The organism is Psychrobacter sp. 5A.1, assembly GCF_030407455.1.
Classification (GTDB): Bacteria; Pseudomonadota; Gammaproteobacteria; order Pseudomonadales; family Moraxellaceae; genus Psychrobacter.
In genome coordinates, this window is sequence record NZ_JASDDJ010000003.1 from 1 (window position 1) to 20,927 (window position 20,927).

General features: G+C 43.3%; 19 protein-coding genes. 3 read left to right on the top strand and 16 right to left on the bottom strand.

Annotated elements, in window-relative coordinates:
• Positions 1-471: hypothetical protein (locus QL982_RS00920; protein WP_290190122.1), on the top strand; the 471-nt coding region annotated here is incomplete at its 5' end.
• A 289-nt stretch (positions 472-760) separates the two neighbouring features.
• Here the strand turns inward: QL982_RS00920 and modB are convergent.
• The 12 genes from modB to surE all read right to left on the bottom strand — a co-directional run bounded on the left by modB (position 761) and on the right by surE (position 11,468).
• A complete protein-coding gene (modB, locus tag QL982_RS00925; RefSeq protein ID WP_290164835.1) occupies positions 761-1,462 on the bottom strand; it encodes a molybdate ABC transporter permease subunit in 702 nt (233 codons plus the stop codon).
• Positions 1,463-1,536: 74 nt separating this feature from the next.
• Positions 1,537-2,409 carry a molybdate ABC transporter substrate-binding protein gene (modA, locus tag QL982_RS00930; RefSeq protein WP_290164837.1) on the bottom strand — a complete coding sequence of 291 codons (873 nt, stop codon included), beginning with the start codon at positions 2,407-2,409 and terminating at the stop codon, positions 1,537-1,539.
• Entirely contained in the window at positions 2,402-2,893 is a 492-nt protein-coding gene (locus QL982_RS00935; RefSeq protein WP_290164838.1) for a molybdenum cofactor biosynthesis protein MoaE, read from the bottom strand. Before QL982_RS00935 ends, modA begins: the two co-directional genes overlap by 8 nt.
• Positions 2,894-2,970: 77 nt before the next feature.
• Positions 2,971-3,252: a MoaD/ThiS family protein gene (locus QL982_RS00940; protein ID WP_290164839.1), complete on the bottom strand. Its 282-nt coding sequence runs from the start codon at positions 3,250-3,252 to the stop codon at positions 2,971-2,973.
• A gap of 85 nt (positions 3,253-3,337) precedes the next feature.
• Complete coding sequence (gene moaC / locus QL982_RS00945) at positions 3,338-3,844, bottom strand: cyclic pyranopterin monophosphate synthase MoaC (RefSeq protein ID WP_290164840.1); 507 nt, start codon at positions 3,842-3,844, stop codon at positions 3,338-3,340.
• 30 nt (positions 3,845-3,874) lie between these two features.
• Positions 3,875-4,579: an NTP transferase domain-containing protein gene (locus QL982_RS00950; RefSeq protein WP_290164841.1), complete on the bottom strand. Its 705-nt coding sequence runs from the start codon at positions 4,577-4,579 to the stop codon at positions 3,875-3,877.
• Positions 4,580-4,636: 57 nt separating this feature from the next.
• Positions 4,637-5,167, bottom strand: coding sequence for a molybdenum cofactor biosynthesis protein B (moaB, locus tag QL982_RS00955; protein ID WP_290164842.1), 531 nt, complete (start codon positions 5,165-5,167; stop codon positions 4,637-4,639).
• Positions 5,168-5,296: 129 nt separating this feature from the next.
• Complete coding sequence (gene moaA / locus QL982_RS00960; RefSeq protein ID WP_290164843.1) at positions 5,297-6,409, bottom strand: GTP 3',8-cyclase MoaA; 1,113 nt, start codon at positions 6,407-6,409, stop codon at positions 5,297-5,299.
• 130 nt (positions 6,410-6,539) lie between these two features.
• The gene (gene glp / locus QL982_RS00965; RefSeq protein ID WP_290164844.1) at positions 6,540-7,835 is read right to left on the bottom strand and encodes a gephyrin-like molybdotransferase Glp; all 1,296 of its coding nucleotides are present in this window, start codon (positions 7,833-7,835) and stop codon (positions 6,540-6,542) included.
• 578 nt (positions 7,836-8,413) lie between these two features.
• Positions 8,414-9,712: a lytic murein transglycosylase gene (locus QL982_RS00970; protein ID WP_290164845.1), complete on the bottom strand. Its 1,299-nt coding sequence runs from the start codon at positions 9,710-9,712 to the stop codon at positions 8,414-8,416.
• Positions 9,713-9,781: 69 nt separating this feature from the next.
• Entirely contained in the window at positions 9,782-10,537 is a 756-nt protein-coding gene (locus QL982_RS00975) for a peptidoglycan DD-metalloendopeptidase family protein (RefSeq protein ID WP_290164846.1), read from the bottom strand.
• Positions 10,538-10,601: 64 nt separating this feature from the next.
• Positions 10,602-11,468 carry a 5'/3'-nucleotidase SurE gene (gene surE / locus QL982_RS00980; protein ID WP_290164847.1) on the bottom strand — a complete coding sequence of 289 codons (867 nt, stop codon included), beginning with the start codon at positions 11,466-11,468 and terminating at the stop codon, positions 10,602-10,604.
• 501 nt (positions 11,469-11,969) lie between these two features.
• On the opposite strand from surE, the gene QL982_RS00985 reads away from it, so the two are divergent.
• Positions 11,970-12,404 carry a hypothetical protein gene (locus QL982_RS00985; RefSeq protein ID WP_290164848.1) on the top strand — a complete coding sequence of 145 codons (435 nt, stop codon included), beginning with the start codon at positions 11,970-11,972 and terminating at the stop codon, positions 12,402-12,404.
• Positions 12,405-13,178: 774 nt separating this feature from the next.
• A complete protein-coding gene (locus QL982_RS00990) occupies positions 13,179-14,345 on the top strand; it encodes a D-alanyl-D-alanine carboxypeptidase family protein (protein WP_290164717.1) in 1,167 nt (388 codons plus the stop codon).
• 337 nt (positions 14,346-14,682) lie between these two features.
• On the opposite strand, the gene QL982_RS00995 is transcribed toward QL982_RS00990, so the two are convergent.
• From QL982_RS00995 to QL982_RS01010, 4 genes are all read right to left on the bottom strand, one after another.
• Positions 14,683-16,653, bottom strand: coding sequence for a HAMP domain-containing sensor histidine kinase (locus QL982_RS00995; RefSeq protein ID WP_290164716.1), 1,971 nt, complete (start codon positions 16,651-16,653; stop codon positions 14,683-14,685).
• Positions 16,654-16,846: 193 nt separating this feature from the next.
• Entirely contained in the window at positions 16,847-18,268 is a 1,422-nt protein-coding gene (der, locus tag QL982_RS01000) for a ribosome biogenesis GTPase Der (protein WP_290164714.1), read from the bottom strand.
• A gap of 473 nt (positions 18,269-18,741) precedes the next feature.
• Positions 18,742-19,950: an outer membrane protein assembly factor BamB gene (bamB, locus tag QL982_RS01005; RefSeq protein WP_290164713.1), complete on the bottom strand. Its 1,209-nt coding sequence runs from the start codon at positions 19,948-19,950 to the stop codon at positions 18,742-18,744.
• Positions 19,951-20,076: 126 nt separating this feature from the next.
• Positions 20,077-20,871, bottom strand: a complete 795-nt coding sequence (locus QL982_RS01010) for a tetratricopeptide repeat protein (RefSeq protein WP_290164712.1) — start codon at positions 20,869-20,871, stop codon at positions 20,077-20,079.
• Between the last annotated feature and the right edge of the window lie 56 nt (positions 20,872-20,927).

Genomic DNA, 20,927 nt, shown 5'->3' on the forward strand with positions numbered 1-20,927 from the left:
ATAGATATTAAAGCTATATTTGAGAAACTAAATGAAGCAAAAAACACGCTATCAGAAGCTGAAATTATTAAAAACAAAAATATAACTAAGATAGCCTTAAATGACTTAGTTACTAATTATAAAGAGATAGCTACGGATTTGGTGAAATCAGGGTATAAGATATCTGAAACATTTGGCTCATCTAGCCACACTAAAACGGCTCCTAAACACCTAACTATCTCATTTACTGACAATATAAATAAACCCGCTTTGGCGGAGTTATACGCTTTAGTTAAAAAATATGGATTTAATCGTATTGATTTTTCTGAAGGAGATATAGACGATTCGGATATATATATTGGTTCATATATTGACGATTTTACAGATGAGAGAAATTCTATATTGATATCTGAAGAAATAGAATCAGCGATACTTAATAATGATATATCAGTAAAGGAGTTGGGGAGTTTGATCGTAATAAATAGAGAATAATACATCTCAGTAGGTTTGTAGTCAATAAGTAGAATTTATCTCTCTAGACACTTCAATAATTTCACTATAATTTAACTGATGAGCTTTTCAGTATTTTTTTATCTTTTACATTATTGTTAAGAAGCCGTTTTAGTAAACGTATAGAGATGTCATCTTTTGGAATTAAAATTTATACAAGTTTCAACCTCAAGCATTAAATTGTTTGAGGTTTTTTTGTGTCTGTGAATTGGTATAAGTAACTGATTTATGTAGATGCTGCACTACCTAATTAGCAATCAAGGTTTTAGCGCTACGGACGCTGACTCATGCGGCTCACACTGGCAATCAAAGCCACCATCACCACGGCCATGACAATCAAAATGCCAGACATCATGTGCGCCGCCTCATAGTTGAGCGCCTCTACTTGCTCATATATCGCAATCGACACCACCTTAGTCTCGCCTGAGATGCTACCCCCTATCATCAATACCACACCAAACTCGCCAATCGTATGTGCGAAGCTCACCAAACCACCCAAAATGATACCTACGCGCGCTTGCGGTAAGGCGACTTTCACAAACCGTCGCATTCGACTGGGTTCCAATAGGTGCGCGACTTCCGTAACGCTTTTTGGAATACGCAAAAACTGCGCATACACAGGCTGTATATAAAAAGGTAATGAGTAAATGATGGAGCCAATGACCAGACCTTCAAAGGTAAAAATTAATGGGCTAATACCATGTTCATTCAGCCATTTACCAATACCCACACTAGGACTCAGCAACAATAACAAATAAAAACCAATCACGGTAGGCGGTAGCACAAGAGGCATGGCAATGATGCCCATGAGTAGGACTTTGAGACGTGACACAACTTGCTTGCGGCTCGGCTTGGCAAGCCAATAAGCCACAGGCGTCGCAAATAGCAATAAGCAGAAGGTGGTCACGCAAGCGAGCTTAATGCTCACCCAAAACGGACTGAGCATATCTGACATAAGAGACGGGTCGATCATATAATGTCACTGCTCGTTCTATGATGAGAGGGTTTAGGGTCTGTTGAACATTCGAATAACCCTAGTCTAACCTATTACTGAATGGCCAGATAGCCTGCTTGTAAGAAGTGCCGCTGCCCTACTTCTGAGCGCAAGTAATTGGTGAAGTCTGCTGCTGGAGCGGTGTTATTGATAATTATGCCATCTTGTAAAATAGCTGGATAGGACGCTGGCAGTAAGGTAATAAACTGTTCAGGCTTGGCCCTAATCGCCACAAGCTGAGACTGTGCTACAAAACCATAGTCTACGCTACCTGTATGAGCGTATTGGAACGCTTGACCGATATTCTCTGACTGTATCAAGCTTTTTTGAGCATTTAACTTATCGTACATGTCTTGTGATTGTAGATAGGCTTTTGCAGACGCACCATAAGGCGCAAGGTCAGGGTTCGCGATAGCTACCTTGCTATCCTGAGTAAAGTCAGCACTGGTAAACACATAACCTAGCGATGTTGGCGTGAAATCGTTCAAAGGTTTGGTGACACTATAGAGTGCTAATTGACCTCTGGTATACGTAAAGGGCTTGGTTAACTTATTATTTTCATCAGTGCCGTCAGTTAAGGGTTCATTAGCCAATTTGGCAGGAAACGTTTGATTGGCTGACAAGAATATATCATACGGTGCCCCTGCTTTGATTTGCGCATATAACTTACCAGAAGAGGCATAAGTAACTTCAATATCTGAGATACCTGAAATATTTTGGACAGATGAGCTATTATCCGCTTGGTAGCTATCAATGATATTAGGGAGTACATCGGATAAATTAGCGGCGGCAGCGATACGCAATGTCTGGACTGGTTCAGTTGTATCAGCAGCATTTGCTATATTCGCTCCCCTGTCTTGTGTACACGCATTTAGAGCTAATAGCAAGCAAGCAGATACACAGACAGCGGCTGTTAATTTAACCATTATTGCTAAGCCATTTAGACGAGTCGTCTTCGTAGTACTCTTGCTTCCACACAGGAATGTCCGCTTTGATAGTATCTAATATCCAGCGACACGCATCGAATGCTGGATAACGGTGCGCTGACACTACCCCAACCCACACAGCCACATCGCCAATCTCTAACGCACCGATACGATGTATCGCAATAGCATGCGTAATTTCAAAACGCTTTTTGGCCTCTTCTATAATGGCACGGCCTTGATTGATGGCCAAATCTTCATAACCATAATAGGTAAGACGATCAACGCTCGTGGCATTATTATGGTTGCGCACTCGCCCTTCAAAACAAACAAACGCGCCGCAGCTGTCATTGTCTAACGTACTTTTTAGCCTATCTTCGTCAATCGCAATATCTAATAGCGCAAAACCATCGCGCTCAGCTATCAGGTAAGCGTCATCAGCAGTACGTTTGATGGTCATTGAATGGTCATGGACGTTGTCGGTCATTTTTCTTCTCTATTTATTATTTTCTCTTTATCGCAACTGAATAGCCCCTGACAAAATGGACACTAATAAACGCTTGTCTAACCACCAGCGACTGGCGTAATAAAAACCACGCTATCACCATCGTTTATCTGGTCAGTCCATTTAGCGAAGTAGTCATTCACTGCGACTCGTAGCTCTGACTGTGGACGGCTAAAGCGATGCTTTTGACTAAGCTGTTCATATAGTTCAGTCAATGACGTATCCTGCTGTAAGCTTACTGTCTCTTGCTGACAATTGGCCTCGTCAGCCAAACTGGCAAAATACATGACATTAATATTCATCGTTGATTCGATATCAGCTGTCACATCGATAGCACTCATAAACCTCTCCCTCTTATGCAAGCTTCCTTGCTTGGCACTTAGCATATTTTTATTAATTGATGACGCACTCTGCAACTTTGTCACTTTAGGCATGACTATAATCTGATTTGCCACCTGTTTTTTTAACCAGATGGATATCATCTATAACGATGTCATGCGATAGTGCTTTGGTCATATCATAGATAGTTAAGCAGGCAACGCTCACCGCTGTTAGTGCCTCCATCTCAACCCCTGTCTTGTGCGTGACCTTGACCACAGCCCTGACCGTAATACTGCTGAGCGCGTCGTTATACTCAAAGCTTAGACCAATCTTATCTAGCGGTAGCGGATGACAAAGCGGTATAAGGTCATGAGTGCGTTTGGCCGCCATGATACCAGCGATATGAGCCGTTTGCGTGATGCTGCCTTTTTTGGTCATCCCATCAGCCGCTTTAATCTGTGTATAAATCTCATCAGGAAAGCGTACTTGCCCAGTGGCATTGGCTTCTCGCGTCGTTGCGACCTTGCCACTGACATCAACCATGGTAATATCACCATCACTATCCAAGTGGGATAAAGTAGATTGCTGACTTATCTGAACGCTGTCACTCATTTATATAGCCTTTTCTTGGTGATTTCTTTATTATTTTGATAGAGCGGCACATGCCCGCTTAAAATCTTCGGGCGTATTGAAGTTGGTCAAATTGTGCCACTCTTTGATAAATGGTACGGAGTGTACAATCGGTTGAATAAACTGCATCACTCTACGCTGACCACTATCTATATAGGCCTTCAAATCAGGCTCGATGCTTAACTGATACAGCCCTAATAGTGGATACAAATGACTGTCATCTTCTAGGCAAATAACCCTTTTGTCGGGCGCTTTAGATGCTGACTGCTGTAGCGTCTGCCATAAATCTGTCGCAGGTATTAAACTGTCACAGCTAATGACCAGTAACCATGATGCGTATTGGTTTTTTGACACCTCTGAATCAGTCAAATCGAACAATCCTTGTAAGGCTGATTCGATAGCGACCAAAGCACCGCCAGCTTTGATCTGCTCATCATGCTCACTAGAGTCAACATCAGCACCATAATCAGCAATGTGAATAACAGGCGCATTAGGTTTTTCTGAATGGATATCTAAACCAGTCTGAAAGCCGCGCCCATTATCTGCAATCAAAATAGGCACCTGTAACTTGCTCGCATGACGGACATGATAATCTAGCAGCTGCTCACCTGACGGTAGCGCTAGCATCGCCTTAGCCGTTCCCATGCGCTTAGATGCCCCGCCAGCCAAGATGACCACACCTGCCAATCTGTCCAAATTAGTTGAGCGCTCTGTCATTGTGCCATTACCTATCAGTTTTGATTTAATATCAATCTTGGCTCAATTATTTATAACTCAATCATGGCTAGGGTTTTGTGCCAAAAAATGCGGTACAAAATTACACGGACGAGTACGGCTATCAAACTGTTCCTTTAAGATATTTTCCCAACCAGTACGGCACGCACCAGAGGAACCTGGCAGACAAAATATACCCGTGCCATTGGCCATGCCAGCAACTGCTCGCGATTGTATAGTAGACATGCCAATCTCATCTCTTGAGATTAAACGGAACATTTCGCCAAAACCATCGATCGACTTGTCAAACAGTACACTCACCGCTTCTGGCATGCTATCTCTGATGAAGAACCCTGTGCCACCAGTTGTGATAACCGCATGAACGTTTGGACTAGCAATCCAACCACTGATAACTGCGCGAACTTGGTAAATATCGTCGGTAATTAACTGACGATCTGCTAAATGATGCCCTGCTTCGGTCAAGCTGTCTACTAAGTACTGGCCTGACGTATCTTCTGCCAGCGTACGGCTATCAGAAACGGTCAATACAGCAATATTAAGTGGTGTAAATTGTGCAGCAGGCTTACTCATAAATAATCCTTTATAGATGTCATTTTATAATTGTATTAAGAAGCGGTTGTATCAAAAAAAGCTATGTTGAAAAACGATTTCATTGGAAGACAATCTCTATCATCGTCATAATTACAGATTCAAAAACTTCTATCCGCCGATTATCGACAGATTGTGCATGATGCCACTGTTAGAGTCATGCAAATGATGATGCTCAGGTTTGATCGGCATAAAGCTATGTAAAGTGTTCACCAGCCCTTGGATATCGTCTTGCTGTAAGTATGGACGGATATCGTAGTTGCCTTGGTCAAACAGACACAAATGCACCTTACCTTGGCTGCTTACGCGCAAGCGGTTACAGGTATCACAGAAGTGCGCCGCATATGGGGCAATCATACCGATACGACCGACATACTCAGGATGGCTGTACTCTACTGCTGGACCATCGGCACTACCGCGCTCGTGCGGCTGCCAGCCATTCTCTAACAAATAATCGGTGATAATATCAGACTGAGCATGCTGAGCAAAAAACAAATCGCTATTATCACTGGTCTGCATAAATTCAATAAAGCGATAAGTCACTTGTCTGTCTTTAACATAGTCGATCGCCGTGATTAAGTTCTCAAAAGCAGTCTCTGCCATCAAGACACTATTTATTTTCAGTTTGATATCAGTCGTTTCTAACAACGTATCCATGTCAGCCAATATCTGCGGCAAGGTATCAAAGCCAGTCATTTTATGAAAGGTAGCAGCATCGAAGCTGTCCATACTGATATTGAGCTGATCAAGTCCAGCAGCTTGCCAGTTGGCTATATGTTTACCCAATTTATAGCCGTTACTGGTCATCGCGACCGTCTCAATACCGTCAGTTTGCTTAATCGTTTCGATAATTTCGACAACATCACGACGAATAGAAGGCTCACCACCTGTAATTCTAACTTTTTTGGTACCTACTTGAGCAAAGCCGCGCACCAAGGTTGCAATTTCAGAGATACTCAGCTCATCATCAGGGCGCTTACCTTGATAGCCATTTGGCAGGCAATACTCACAGCGAAAATTACAAAAGTCAGTAATAGACAGACGCAAGTATGTCAGACGCCGTGCAAACCCATCGGTTAGCGGCTGGTGATAGCCACTCATCTGCTCAGTAGGCACGATCAAGGAAGGCTGTATGTAGCCATCAGATAATGCCGGTGCCAAGCTCGGTGAATACAGTTGCGGGCTGTCTATTTTATGTTTGTCATCTATGTTGTCATCAATCATATGTTACTGCCATCAATACTGCTTACTATAAGCACTACTTTGTTATTCGTGTTTAGCATACCAGTGTAAGGCTATAGGGTTACTCTCTGGCTTTATTTAGCCACCTTACAATAAATTGGCAAACGATGAATTAGCGATGTAGCCAAGGAAACGGTTGTACAACGACGGCATTGCCAGCTGCTACGTTCCCACTGTCTTTGTCCAAGACGATAAAGCAATTGGCGCGGCTCAGCTGTTTGATTCTATGTGACTGCTGACTTGAAAAGCACTCAACTTGATAATGACCTGTCTCGTCTTGTGACAATACGCCGCGCTGAAAATCTTTACGGCCGGAAGATTTTCTAATGTCACTAGTGAGCAAGGCTTTGATAGTTAGTGGCAGGGGTTGCTCCGATACACTAGCACCTGACATTTGCCACAATGCAGGTATTACAAACTGTAGCGCACCAACGACTGTCGAAAGCGGATTACCTGGTAGGCCAAAATACAATACTGGCTTATCGAGATTTTTGCTTAATTCACCAAATACAAAAGGCTTTCCAGGCTTCATTGCCACTTTATAATGATTAATCTGCCCTAGCGTTTCGATCACAGTGGTCAAAAAATCATAGTCGCCAACTGAAACACCTGCTGTCGATATCAGTACATCACAGTCCTGCATGGCCTCATTGACCGCGATCGTTGTCTGCTCTAGGTCATCAGGAATGATGCCATAGTCACGAATGGTGACAGGCAAATCCGACAACATACTTTTAAGCGTTGGGGTGTTGGAGTTATATATTTGGGCTAGGCTTTGCAGCTCATTGCCAATAGCCACGAGCTCATCACCTGTTGCCAATACGCCTACGACGAGCGGCTGGAACACGCTGACTTGGCTAACGCCTAGATTTGCGAGTAAGCTGATATCAGCAGGATTGAGTCGTTTACCGATTTTTAAAACGGCTTCCCCAGACTCAATCTCTTCGCCCTGTGAGCGGATGTTATTGTCAACTTTGGCGGTTTGCGTGAGGGTGATGTTGTAAGGTCGAGATTTATCAACGGTCGCTTTAATCTCTGCAAAGTTCGTATTCTCTTGCATAATGACCGTATCACAGCTGTCTGGCACGACCGCACCCGTAAAAATCCGCACCCCTTGCCCCGCAGCTGTCTCACCAGTATAGGCACTGCCAGCTTGCGACTCACCAACGATTTCGATAGTACTGTTTTCTGATAACTCACTACCTTTGGCAATCGCATAGCCATCCATCGCAGACAGATTTTGTCGCGGCACATCGAAAGGTGAAGCGATATCTTGAGCCAGTATATGGTTTAGGCTGCCCAGCAACTCTAGAGTGTTAACGGCTCTTTTTTGTAGCGGAAAGTCAGTAATATGATAATTGTCTATCCGCTGCTTTATCGCAGCTTGTAATGCTTCCATGGTAATCATAAGGTCACGCTCTTTCTGTCGTTCTAGTTATTTATAATCGACACTGTTATTAAAAATGGTCGCTGGTCACCGTCGCTGAAAACTGTCACTAAAAACCATGAGTAAAAATCATCGTTAAAAAACACATTATCTAGAGTCTAGCATTCAAAGTATCAATTTTCTTGTATTAACCTTGTCCTGATAAGTTTTGAATAACGCTAAATTGAACTGATCTCAATGCTTGATACTTATCGTATTGTCTATTGCATTGATAAATTTCAACAAAATCAAACACAGACTGAGGCAAAAAAAGCACCTTGGCAAGGTGCTTTTTGTAGAACAAAGTAAATTATCGTTTGATGGCTAGGGCGTGTCCTCAATTCAAACGAGTGTTCTCTAAATGGGCTAAAAACAGCTAAATTTTGCCAAACATCGTCAAATAGTTGGTCAATATCTCGATATTATCTGCACTATTTTCCTCGTTTGACGGCAATTTATCTCATTTTTATCACCATTTTTAAAATGAGGACACACCCTAGTGACTAAAAACGTTTAGAAATGGCAACTTTTATACAGTGTATAAATACCGTCAGCCTACCTCACCACCCAGCCAATGAAGACGCACTACTTTGCGTAATGAATCCATCTGGCGTTTGGCCATTATCAGCTTGCCAGCGTTGGAACGCCAGACGCGTATTGGTACCAACGATACCATCCGCACCTTTGGTATCATAGCCCATGCCTGTCAAACGACGTTGTAGGTTAGTGACTTGCGTGGTCGATAATGGGCGCTCATAACGAGGCCAAGATTTTTGCAAACCGCTTTGTCCATTAATCGTTTTGCCTAGTAAACTAACACCCAACGCATAGCTTGATGAGTTGTTATAGACTTTGATCACATCAAAGTTTGGGCTTAACAATAATACTGGACCGTCTTTCCCAGCTGGCAACCATAGCTCCATCTGGGTATTGGCATCTAAGTAAACATCCGCGATTGTATCAACACCCATCGACGCCCATTTAGCAGCAGGTTGCTTAGTACCAACCACTGAGTAATCGAACGAAGCTGGCACAGTCGCCTCATAAAAAGGCGCTAAACCACGAACCCAACCTGAGTTACTGAGATAGTTGGCCGTCGAAGCCAATGCATCACCAGTGGCCCAAGGGTTGCGATGTCCATTACCATCACCATCAACGCCTTGCTTGAGCCAAGTCTCAGGGATAAACTGCGTCTGTCCCATTCCGCCTGCCCAAGAGCCATCCAGCTGTGACCAAGACACATCGCCACGTTGTAGCAGGGTCGCCAGTGACAGTAGTTGCGCTTCCGCAAACGCTTGACGACGACCGTCATAAGCAAGACTGGCAAGCGAGCTTGGCAAATCGCTACTACCCGTCACAGCGCCATACGATGATTCCATACCCCATATCGCAGCGACAATCTCGGCATTAACCCCATACTGAGATTCTAGCTGAGAGAGATAAGCACGCTGCTCGGCAAACTTACGCTTACCAGTACTGACGCGCCCACTCGATACCGCAGAATCCACATACTCCCATGGCATCTTAGAAAACTCAGGCTGCCCTGAGTCTAGTGAGATGACTTGCTGATTAAGATAAGCAGAATCAAGCAATCGGCCAATAACCTGTGCATCATAACCTGATGATATGGCACGCATATAAAAGTCCGACTTCCAATCAGAGAAGTTACTATAGCTTGGCTTGGGAGCTGGTTTTGGCGTCACGACTGGCGCGGGTGTCGGCTTTACCTGAATGGTTTGGGTCTGAGTAATCTCGACGCTGCCCTGACGAACGGGCTTATTTTGCATCGCCTGCTGGCTTGTACACCCAACCATCACTAACGCTGGCATAAAGGTGAGGTATTGCTTTTTTAATCTCATAAAAAGTCTCAAACATGAATAAGTAAAATGGCTCACAGTCGCCAAGCTATCCGTCGCTATATTTTAAGCCTAACGCCCAAGTACGCTACGTGGGTCAATAGGATTACCATTTAAGCGAACTTGAAATTCTAAGCCTACTTGATTGGTTTGACCGCTGCTACCCATATTGGCAATACGTTGACCGCGCTGTACTGCATCCCCTTCTTTCACGAGCAATTGGCTATTGTGTGCATAGGCAGTGATATAGTTATCACTATGGCGAATCATAATTAAGTTGCCATATTCTGATAACCCGTTGCCTGAATAAAGCACCGTTCCTGATTGGCTGGCAAGCACTGGATCACCCACGTTTCCTGCAAACCACATTCCCATGTTGCCCGCAGCTGGATCAATGTTACGAGTTACTTTATTGCTGGTGGGATACTCATATCCTGAGGTCGAGTTGGCAGTGACTTCATATGCTGGGGTTTGAGACTGAGTGGCAGGCGGCGTATAGGTTGGTTGCGACTGTGGTGCTGCGCTGCCTTGCCATAGCTTAAGCCACTGGCCACTATGAATCGTATATTTACTGTCTAAATTATTCATCGCCCCAATTTGGCGATAGCTGAGACGATAACGCGTCGCAATCTGGCTGACCGTATCGCCGCGTTGTACACGATGATAGTTAGGGACGCCTTGCGCATTCGTCGTAATCTTAGGTCCCGCTTGGCTGGCTGCTTGATACGTGGGCTTGGTTGCACAGCCGACGACAGACAGAGTAGCGACTGCCATAGTACCAATCAACGCTGCCTTGACAAGGTGCGATCCAGCTATGATTTTTTTCATACAAGGTTCCTATTCTTTGTGTTACTTATCCGTTGATTTATCATTTAAAAACTCTTGATATCACTCAAAAGTCTCTGGGTATTCTCATGACACTTGACAGTTTAGCCAGTGCTGCCGTTGGCGTATGGTGTAGACGTACAGGTGATAAACTGATATACCCTGCCTCTACGGCTTGATAATCTGTCATATCCAACGCTGATGACATGGTTGCGCCTGCCATCGCACTCTGTTCTGGCGCTACCGTGTCAATTGACGTGTTTAATGGTCGCTCATTTTTACGCTTGCGGAGTGACAACCAATACGCATCTCGACCACGTGGATCAATCATATGACGTACTGGCTGAGCAACTTGCTGGTGCCCTAGCGAGGTAATTTTTCGACCTTTGATATCACTGCTATTGCCCACATCAGGAATATTAACGTTTAATACATGATAGGGCAAATTTTTGAGAACCTCTAAAACTGAGGTTTCAGTAAGCAGCTTGACAATCTCATGGGCCGCCACTTGATAATCAAGGGCCGATTCTTGCCCGCCATTTTTGACACCAGCACCGACCAAAGACGTTGCGATGGCAGGGATTCCAGATAATTGCGCAGTCAGTGCAGCACCAAAGGTACCAGAAAACATCACATCTTGTCCCAAATTAGCACCTGAGTTGATACCAGTAATCACGCAGTCAAAGTCCCTATCACGATACAATTCATGCAGCGCTAGATACACACAGTCAGCTGGTGAGCCATTTACTGCCATAAATCCAGAAGGCAGTTGATGCGTGTGCAATGGCTTCGAGACACTTAGGGCACTGGCATAGCCGCTTTGTTCGTCATTTGGAGCAACGACCACCACTTCTCCAATGGTCGATAGCGCCTGAGACAACGCCAACAACCCTGGCGCATATACCCCATCATCATTACTAACTAAAAATCTCATTTTTGCTCAATATGTTAAGGTCTGTTGAACGATAAAAATAGTGCAGATAATACCGAGATATTGATCAGCTATTTGACGATGCTTGGCAAAATTTAGCCATTTTTAGCCCATTTAGATGACTGTCGTTTGAATTGAGGACAGGCCATCGCGAGAATAAATCATCATAGCATGGCCGATTATAACTCAATAACCCATCGATACGAACGCCGTCTTTATCTAGGCGATGTCTCATTCTATACCCACAATCACACCACCGCGTTGGTATTGATTCAACGACAACCATCACATTAAGTATTACGTTACAATCAGCAACACCCCACAACAATACAAACAGATGTGCTGATACTAAGGCAACGTCTTTAGTGTATGCTACTGATATGTTGCTAAAAAATGGCTTTGGCTCACAAGATATCTACACATAAATCAATATTTTATGTGACTTTTGTTTTCTTACCGATTAACATATGACCATTCAATAAAGATGAGCGAGTGTAATACTGAATGAAGAATCAATCGATATTATCTATAGCTTCTGTGATAGCAAAGACTGCCTCAAAAGTTGGGATTGCAGGATTGATAACGTCTGTGGCGATGCTGTCTCAAGCCTCCAATGCTGCCAACAACCCTGCGACTACCATTCCGCTCGACCTGTCTGGTGTCAATATTACTAAGCATGAGATTGCTGTGATGCAGGTATTATCAGAGATATGCCCACCGATGTTAAATGGTAAGCAAAAGCAGCGGTTTTATAAATCGTACACTGTGCAGTTGCATGAGTTGATGCCTTCTTTAGAAGATCCAAAAGCAGCCATTCAATATCTGTCTACACAGCAAGACTATCGCCAGATATTGCAGGGTATTCGTAGCTGGACGATGGGATTCTCAAAACAAGAAAACAAAGCATTGTGTGAAGATTTAGCAAACGCAGATTACTAAAAGACTGGCGAGTCAGTCTCAATGGTTAAAACGGTCTGTTTAATCTATTGGTCATGTTTTTTATGACTTCCGTTATATTAGGGCGTGTCCTCATTTTAAAAATGGTGATGAAAATGAGATAAATTGCCGTCAAACGAGGAAAATAGTGCAGATAATATCGAGATATTGACCAACTATTTGACGATGTTTGGCAAAATTTAGCTATTTTTAGCCCATTTAGAGAACACTCGTTTGAATTGAGGACACGCCCTAGGGTGGTTTTAATAAACAGAGACATGAGTCAACGTTCAATTAAGTCGATACTTATAATTAAAATGATATTCCCAGTCAAAAACAACGACAATAAAACAAAAGTAATATTATCTTTAGAACGTTGGACAAGTCAGCATCATCTGTTGATTTTTTAGATATCTGTAGCATCAAAGCTTGCTGTAATGTTGCTTGTAAATCACAAGCCGTGCAGCAGGCTTTTTTGTGAGCGTTGGCTTTGCCACTATCACATACCCCTTAAAGTGCCGTAAAAACCACGCTCAAATAGGCACACTTTTTTCTTTTCAAACCTGCCTTATTTTTTGCATTTATCGATTCCCCATCGATAGGCATTTTGCTAAGATAAGGCGTTAATTTTATGTCTATTGCGCAGTCGTTACTATTTTCGGTGATACATTATTTTAAACATTGCATTTTAGACATGCTGCTTAAAATAATGTATGGAAATTGGTACAGAACATAAGCGATAGATACATTTAGTTCCATGATGCGGTGTAATGATATATGACAGTAAAGCGTGTAAAAAATCAGCTGGTACAGCTGGTAGTTGGTGTAAGTATCTCGATGAGTGCAGTAATGGCAAACGCAGCCATACAGCCACCTGAAATGGATAATACAGCCTATGTGTTGATGGACTATAACACTGGCGAAATTTTGGCACAAAAGAACGCAAACGAGGCGCTACCACCGGCCTCTCTTACTAAGATGATGACCAGTTATATCATTGAGCAACGCTTAGCATCAGGTGATCTCAAAGAAGATGAACAAGTGCTAATGAGTGCAAACGCATGGTGCCGTGGTAGTAGTAGCCAGTCTTGTATGTATGTACCAGTCAATAAAACCGCCAGCGTCATCGACATGCTACGCGGTATTATTATTCAATCAGGCAATGACGCATCAAAAGCCATGGCTGAACACATTGCTGGCAGCGAAGCCTCATTTGCCATTCTGATGAATGAGCAAGCGCAAAAAATTGGCATGGAAAACACCAATTTCGTCAACTCTACTGGTATGCCTGATGAAGGTCACCAAGCCTCAGCTCTAGATTTTGCCAAGCTTGCGCGCGCTATCATCAAAAACAGCGGCGACTACTATGGTATTTATGCAGAAAAAGAATTTACCTATAACGGCATCACACAAGGTAACCGTAATGCACTGCTCTCAACTGACCCTACGGTAGACGGCCTAAAAACAGGACATACTGATGCGGCAGGCTACTGCTTGGTTGCATCAAGTAACCGTGAAGGCATGCGTCTCATCTCAGTTATCATGGGTACAAAGAGCCAGCAAGCTCGTGCCGATCAGTCACGCGAATTACTGAACTGGGGCTTCGGTCATTTCACGACTGTTACCAAGGCACCAGCAGGCCAATTCGTCAGCAAAGTCCCCGTATGGTTTGGGGAAGCAGAGGAAGTAGAGCTGGCAACTGCTGACAACTTGCAAATTCTGACCAGTAAAACACAAAAAAATAAAATCACGACAGTGGTCGATATTCCTGAGAGCCTAGAAGCACCTATCAAAAAAGGTCAAGAAATTGGCAAGATGATGGCTGTTATCGATGGTAAAGCAGTCGCCTCAGTACCTATCATCGCAACCAATGATATCGAACAATCAGGCTTTATGAGTCGTACTTGGGAGCATATCGTACGTTGGGCACAGAACCTTTTCTAAGAAAAACATCCTCTATAGATAGTATAGTCAAAGAACTCTAAAATGGGCACAAGGCAGCCGACTGCAGATTGTACAAATAGTACATCTAAGGAGGATAACGCCGTAGCGGTTTAGTAGTTCACCGACTATAGTGCTGATTGAACGTTCGTTAATAAAAAAGACGCCTTAATATGGGCGTCTTTTTTTATGGCTACTCTGACTTATAACAGCATTGATAATAAAAAAGGTCAAAAGCATAAAGTACCATCTCCAGTAGGCCAAGCAAGCCTGACTAGAGCATATTCTCAATCTAAACCCTAAACGGTAAATGGGCTAAGCAGGTCTCATAAGAATAGCACTATGTCCAAACCAACCATTGCTTTAATAAATCGCTCAGCGCTTTTTCTCTATAAGTCGCAATATGACAATAATCAATGCCTGCCGCTTTCAAACCATAATCAAAACTGTCTATATAGCGGGCCCGATGGTGCGGATACCAATAGACCAATAAGGCACGGTGCTCGTTCTTATTACTCTCATCACCTTCATATTGACGAATACGCTTGGCTAATGATTCAGCTTTATTCGGCAACACGTCTTCAGCAAACATCACCATATCAATCTTACGTTTATTCACTTCCTCCATCACCAATTGTGAATTTTGGTGACAAACAATCGTTGCCCCTAAATACTCCAACTCACTTAACAAAGCACCTGTCTCATGATAATAGTAATAAACAATGCGCAACCCAGACAATAAGCGTTGCTGTTTGGATTGCTGCTGATTGGGCATCGCTACGGTCAGAGTAAACTGCGAACCTACTCCGAACACACTATCGACCTCAATAGTCGCACCCATCAGCTGCGCCATTTGCTTGACGATAGGTAAGCCAACTCCAGACCCTTCATATTGGCGTGTTTGTGACGAATCTACCTGAAAAAATGGATTAAAAATATCGTCTATATGTTCGCTATCGATACCAATACCTGTATCTTTGACACTAATCTGCCAGCGGTTACTCTTATTGAAATGTGTGAGCTGCGATGTAATCGTAATCTGTCCGATAGGAGTAAATTTAATCGCATTATTGAGCAATATCGATAAGATTTGATGTATTTTTTCTGAATCACCATAAAGACTATAGTCTATATGATGAATATTACTAATGAACTGTAGCCCTTTTTGAGTGGCAATGGATTCAAACTTTGCTAGGAGATCGGCAATTAATTGCAGGGGATTAAATTCATTTTTATGAATCCGAATCTGACCTTTTTGTATTTGGTTCAACTGTATAATATTGTCTAAGGACAACACCAACTTATCACTCCCATTACTGATAATTTCTACCGCATCTTTCTGCTCTCTGCTGAGGGTCTCATAATCTAATAGCTGCAACCCGCCCACGATGGCATTTAAGGAGGTTTTTAACTCGTGAGAAATCATGCTTTGAAAATTGTGCAGTTGTACATCGAGCGATACATCTTTGTTGTGCAGTTGCTGCTCAAAGTCAGCAAGCGTTTCATAACCTTGTCTGGCTTCCTGTAAACGACTGAACAACACAATCAATGCTTTTTGAACCCGCACCAATTCTTGAAAATTAAACCGCTGCTGAATAACCGGTAACTGCGCTAGATTTGCATTGTTTATAACGATGTCACAAACATCCGTTAATGCTTCGATATCTTTGATAGGCCAATTGAGCTTTCGAAAAATATATAACGCAAAAATAACAATCAGCACGACTACTGCTAACCACAACCACAAAATATTGCGAAACCAATGTAAGCGTAGTAACTCAACATCCATCGTAATATTGATATAACCAATCAATGTGCTGTTTTGGGTCGCTTCATCCGTTGATGCATCTGTCACCGACGCTTCGCTCATAATATCTGATAAAGTCATCGCCAAGACTTGATTGGTATCAAACTTATTTGACACCACACTACTGGTATCAATATCTTTACTAATCACTGGATAGTTGAAACTGACGGTATCGGCAAACAATGCGTTTTTCCAGTCATCAAGCGACTGATTGATGTCATCAATTGGCTCAGAGGTTGAATAAAATACGATGCTCTGAATGGTCGGCTCATTCTCTAACAAGACACTCACTTGCTCAGCAACGATATCTGCCCCATCTGCGGTCGATGCACTAATGGTGAGCAGTGTCGCCAGCTGTTGAATCTGCTGATTTTTATCTTGATAGTGATGCACTAAACCATAAATAAAAGGCAGCAAAAAACCTGCCAGTACGGCTAAAATTACAGCCTGTATGACAGAACGCCAAATAAGTATGGGAATGGTTTGAGAAGAACGGTTGTTCATATCACTCAACTGAGTTAAGACAACTTTTATTTATATTACAGGTATTTAGGCGGTGTGATAAGTGAAACATTCAGGTATTTTGGTATCAACTTGACGGACGTTAAAAAAAGCCATCAGGACAGTGTCAAACTAAGCTTACTTTATCGCACCCTATGATGCGATAAAGCAAATAATACATCAGATAACTTTATGATTAACGAGGCTTCTTGTCTTTGGTGGTGAATTTCTGAGTTCGATTACGCTCACGCTGACGCAATTGCTGCGCTTTAGCCTTGGTTGGCGTATCGCTCTTATTGGCATATGGGTTGTCATTTTGCTTCAAGATAACGTTAAGAGGTGTGCCTTCTAGCTTAAATACTTGACGGAATTGATTCTCTAGATAACGTTGATAGCTCTTCGGAAGCGCGCTGGTTTGGTTACCATGAATAACAATCACAGGTGGGTTGTGACCACCAATATGCGCATAACGCAACTTAATACGGCGACCAGCAACTGTCGGTGGCGGATTGGCCGTCACAGCATCTTGCAAAATCTGGGTCAAACGATTGGTCGATACTTCAAACATTGACGATTTGTACGCGCGCAAGATAGACGGATATAAATTGCCAACACCCGTACCATGTAATGCTGAGATCAGATGCACTTTTACATAAGGAATAAAGCTAAAACGGCGATCCATTTCAATCTTGATATAGTTTCTTTGATCTTGCGTGAGACCATCCCACTTATTAATCGCAACCACCAAAGCACGACCTGCATCAAGTGCATAACCAATCATATGCAAATCTTGATCGACAATGCCTTCGTGGGCATCAATAACAATAACGGTGACGTTAGAATCTTCAATCGCTTGCAATGTTTTGATAACAGAGAATTTTTCTACTTTTTCGTCGATTTTACCACGGCGGCGCACACCAGCGGTGTCAATCAGTACGTAATCTTTACCTTCACGCTGATAAGGAATGTAGATACTGTCACGCGTCGTGCCTGGCATATCGAATACCACTACTCGGTCTTCACCCAACAAGCGGTTCACTAGCGTTGATTTACCAACATTGGGACGACCAATAATGGCAAGCTTCAAGCCTCTTGGCTCTACAATATTCTCTTGCTCAGGCATATCTGCCGTCAATACTTCAAGCAAATTACCCACACCGCGACCATGACTGGCCGCCATTGGGTACGGCTCGCCCAATCCTAATGCATAAAACTCAGCAGGCGCAGCATCGTGTACACCATCGACTTTATTGGCAACGACATACACAGGCTTGCCTAGCGTATGCAAAAATTTGCCAATTTCTGCATCAGCGCCAATCATACCCGCACGGGCATCAACGACGAATACAATGATGTCCGCTTCGTGAATGGCCGTGTGCGACTGTTCAGACATATAGTCATCGATGTTGCCACTACCGTCGTCTGCTTCACCAATACCACCAGTATCTACAACGATAAAGGATTTGTCTTCATAGGTCGCATCACCGTATTGACGGTCACGAGTCAATCCTGATAAATCAGCAACCAATGCCTGCCGACTTTTTGTGAACTGATTAAATAAGGTGGATTTACCGACGTTTGGACGACCAATTAAGGCGACCACAGGCTTGATACTCATGGGTTACTCTCAGTGAAAGGCACAATGACGGGCCGTACAGTTATTCTTATAACCAGTGACATAGCATTAGTAGCGAATATGCTGCACTTGACCGCAAATTAAAATGAATGATAGAACAATAGCAAAAATAATAGATGGCTATTTTACGACAAAAAATAGTATATAAGATGACCTCATTATATACAGTACATATGGATAGCGCATCGGTCGCATAGAGTACGCGAAAGCCTGTGTTTAAACAAGCAATTTACACAAGGCACTAAACGCTGACTGAGCAGCGTTTGTATTTTATAACATCAAGGTCAACCCAATCGCATAATAGCACTATAGTCAATCCTCTATAAAAGAGTTGCAGCGTTAACCTCGCTTGAAGTATCAGATATACATCTGCACTCGGTTGCCTTGGCTCTCTTTTAAACTGAATCAACTATATTAAAACATACTATTTAATTTAATGCTTATGAATCAAAACCTTAGCGGGCCAATTGCCAAATCGCAACCTGTCCTGACGCGCTTTGAGTCATCAAGCGACTGCCTTGTACTTGCAAATTAGTCAACGCGCCTTTTGTTTGTACACGGCTCACGATATCACCACTGGCAGGATCGAACAAATGCACGACGCCATCGAAATCACCGATCGCGATATAGTTTCCAATCATCACAGGGTTGGTCAGATCGCGATACGCCAAGGCGTCACTTTCCCAAAGAACCTCACCATTGCTACGATTATAAGCGACTACTTTACCCTCTAAGCTAGTAGCAATGACTTGCTGAGAGTTGACCGCAAGTGATTTGAGACTTGCCATTTCATTGACAAACATGACCTGACGCGAGGCCAAATCAATGCCTAGCAACTGCCCACTATAACTGATCGCAAACAGTTGGCTTTTATCTACGACAGGTTTGCCATCGACATCACTCATGCGCTCGACTTCACTACTACCAGCGCCTACGCCAACACGTCTGGACCACAGTGGAAGACCATTATCGATCGTAATCGCGTGCAGACGACCATCAGCCGTGGCCAGTAGTGCTGTCTCATTATCTAATAGCGTTGGCGCAGCACCACCTCGGACACTGATAGCAGGTACTTGAGTCGCAAACTGCCATACTGATTGCCCAGTTTGTAGAGACAGACCATGCAAAAATCCATCATTCGCTGACAGTATCACACGATTGTTGGAAATGAGCGCTGGTGTCAAAACAGAGCCTGATAACTGTTGCTGCCAGCGCTTTGCACCAGTTGCACTGTCAAATGCCATTACTTGACCACCGCGAGTACTAACGACAGCCGTTTGGCTTAGCGCATCTACCGTAACGCCGCCTGTGATTTGATCACCAACATTGATTGACCACAAACGCTCGCCTTTAGTATTAAATCCTGTCAATTCACCACCACGTGATGCGGTAACAATCTGACCATTGGCATAGCCAACTTGCAAATCAAGCGGATCTTTTTTGCTGACTTTTTTATTACCGACATCGGTGCTAAAAACGGGCTGTAGCACACTGATTGGCTGCGCAATCTGTACCAATTTGACGGGATCATTGACGACAGGCTTAATACCGCGGTTGCACCCAATGACTGCCGTGCTCATTACTGCCAATACGGCCACATGCATGACTGTCTTTTTGATGGTCTTGGTGCTTAACATTTTGCTAGAGCGAATAGATTGAGTCATTATATGTTCTCACTACAAATAAATTATTATTAATTGGTACATTGGCCAACAGCAAATGAGTAATCATTAGGTCATATTAAAAAGGGGCTTTGGATGATTACCAATTCTCAATACTATCCTACTGACTTACTGCCCAGCTTCAACCGTTGCATCATTTGAACTATCCACAGCTAACGGCTGCGCAGCAACAGAGGGCACTTGAATAAGACTCGTTTGCTCAGCAATCGGTTCAGCAGTGATGCCCAAGCTTTCCATCTTTAATGCCAATACTGCACGCGTTTCTTGACGGCTACGTAATAGCTCCCAAGCATTGGTATAAGACTTAATCGCTGAATCTTTATTGTCTTGCGCCAAATAAATGTCGCCTAGCAGCTCTTGCTGACTGGCTTCAAACGAGCTTGGCATATCATTGTTTGCTTGCGCTAACGCTGCATCAGCATCGCCTGCGGCCAACAGTGTTTTTGCATAGCGTAAACGAGTAATCGCCTCCAAACCTGCATCACCCAAATCGATAGCCAATGCTTGCTTAAATGTCTCAGTTGCCGCCGAAAAATCATCACTATCTACTTGTTGGCGCGCCTTTATCATCAGTGCTTGCCACGCATAAACTGACTCACCATGCGTGCTCACCAAAGTATCAATATCTTTGTCTAACTGCGTGCGACTCTTTGCAAGTGCTTCTTGAGCTTCTGTTTCTAAGTCTGGGTTTTGTGAGGCCAAATTGACCTCTTCATTCAACTGCTGGATATCGGCATATTGGTCGGCAGCGACGGTATCTACTCGCGCATGATTGTCTTGCCAGTATGTCCACCCAAAGTAGGCGGCCAATGCTAACAAAATCGCAGTGACGATATAACTGCCATATTGCTTTAATGCTTGCATAGAGTTATCTGCATTCGGCGAATTAGGTGTCAGAGCCATATATGTTTACCTGATAAAATTTACATTAAATTGCGAGTGCTAAAATCAAAACCGAT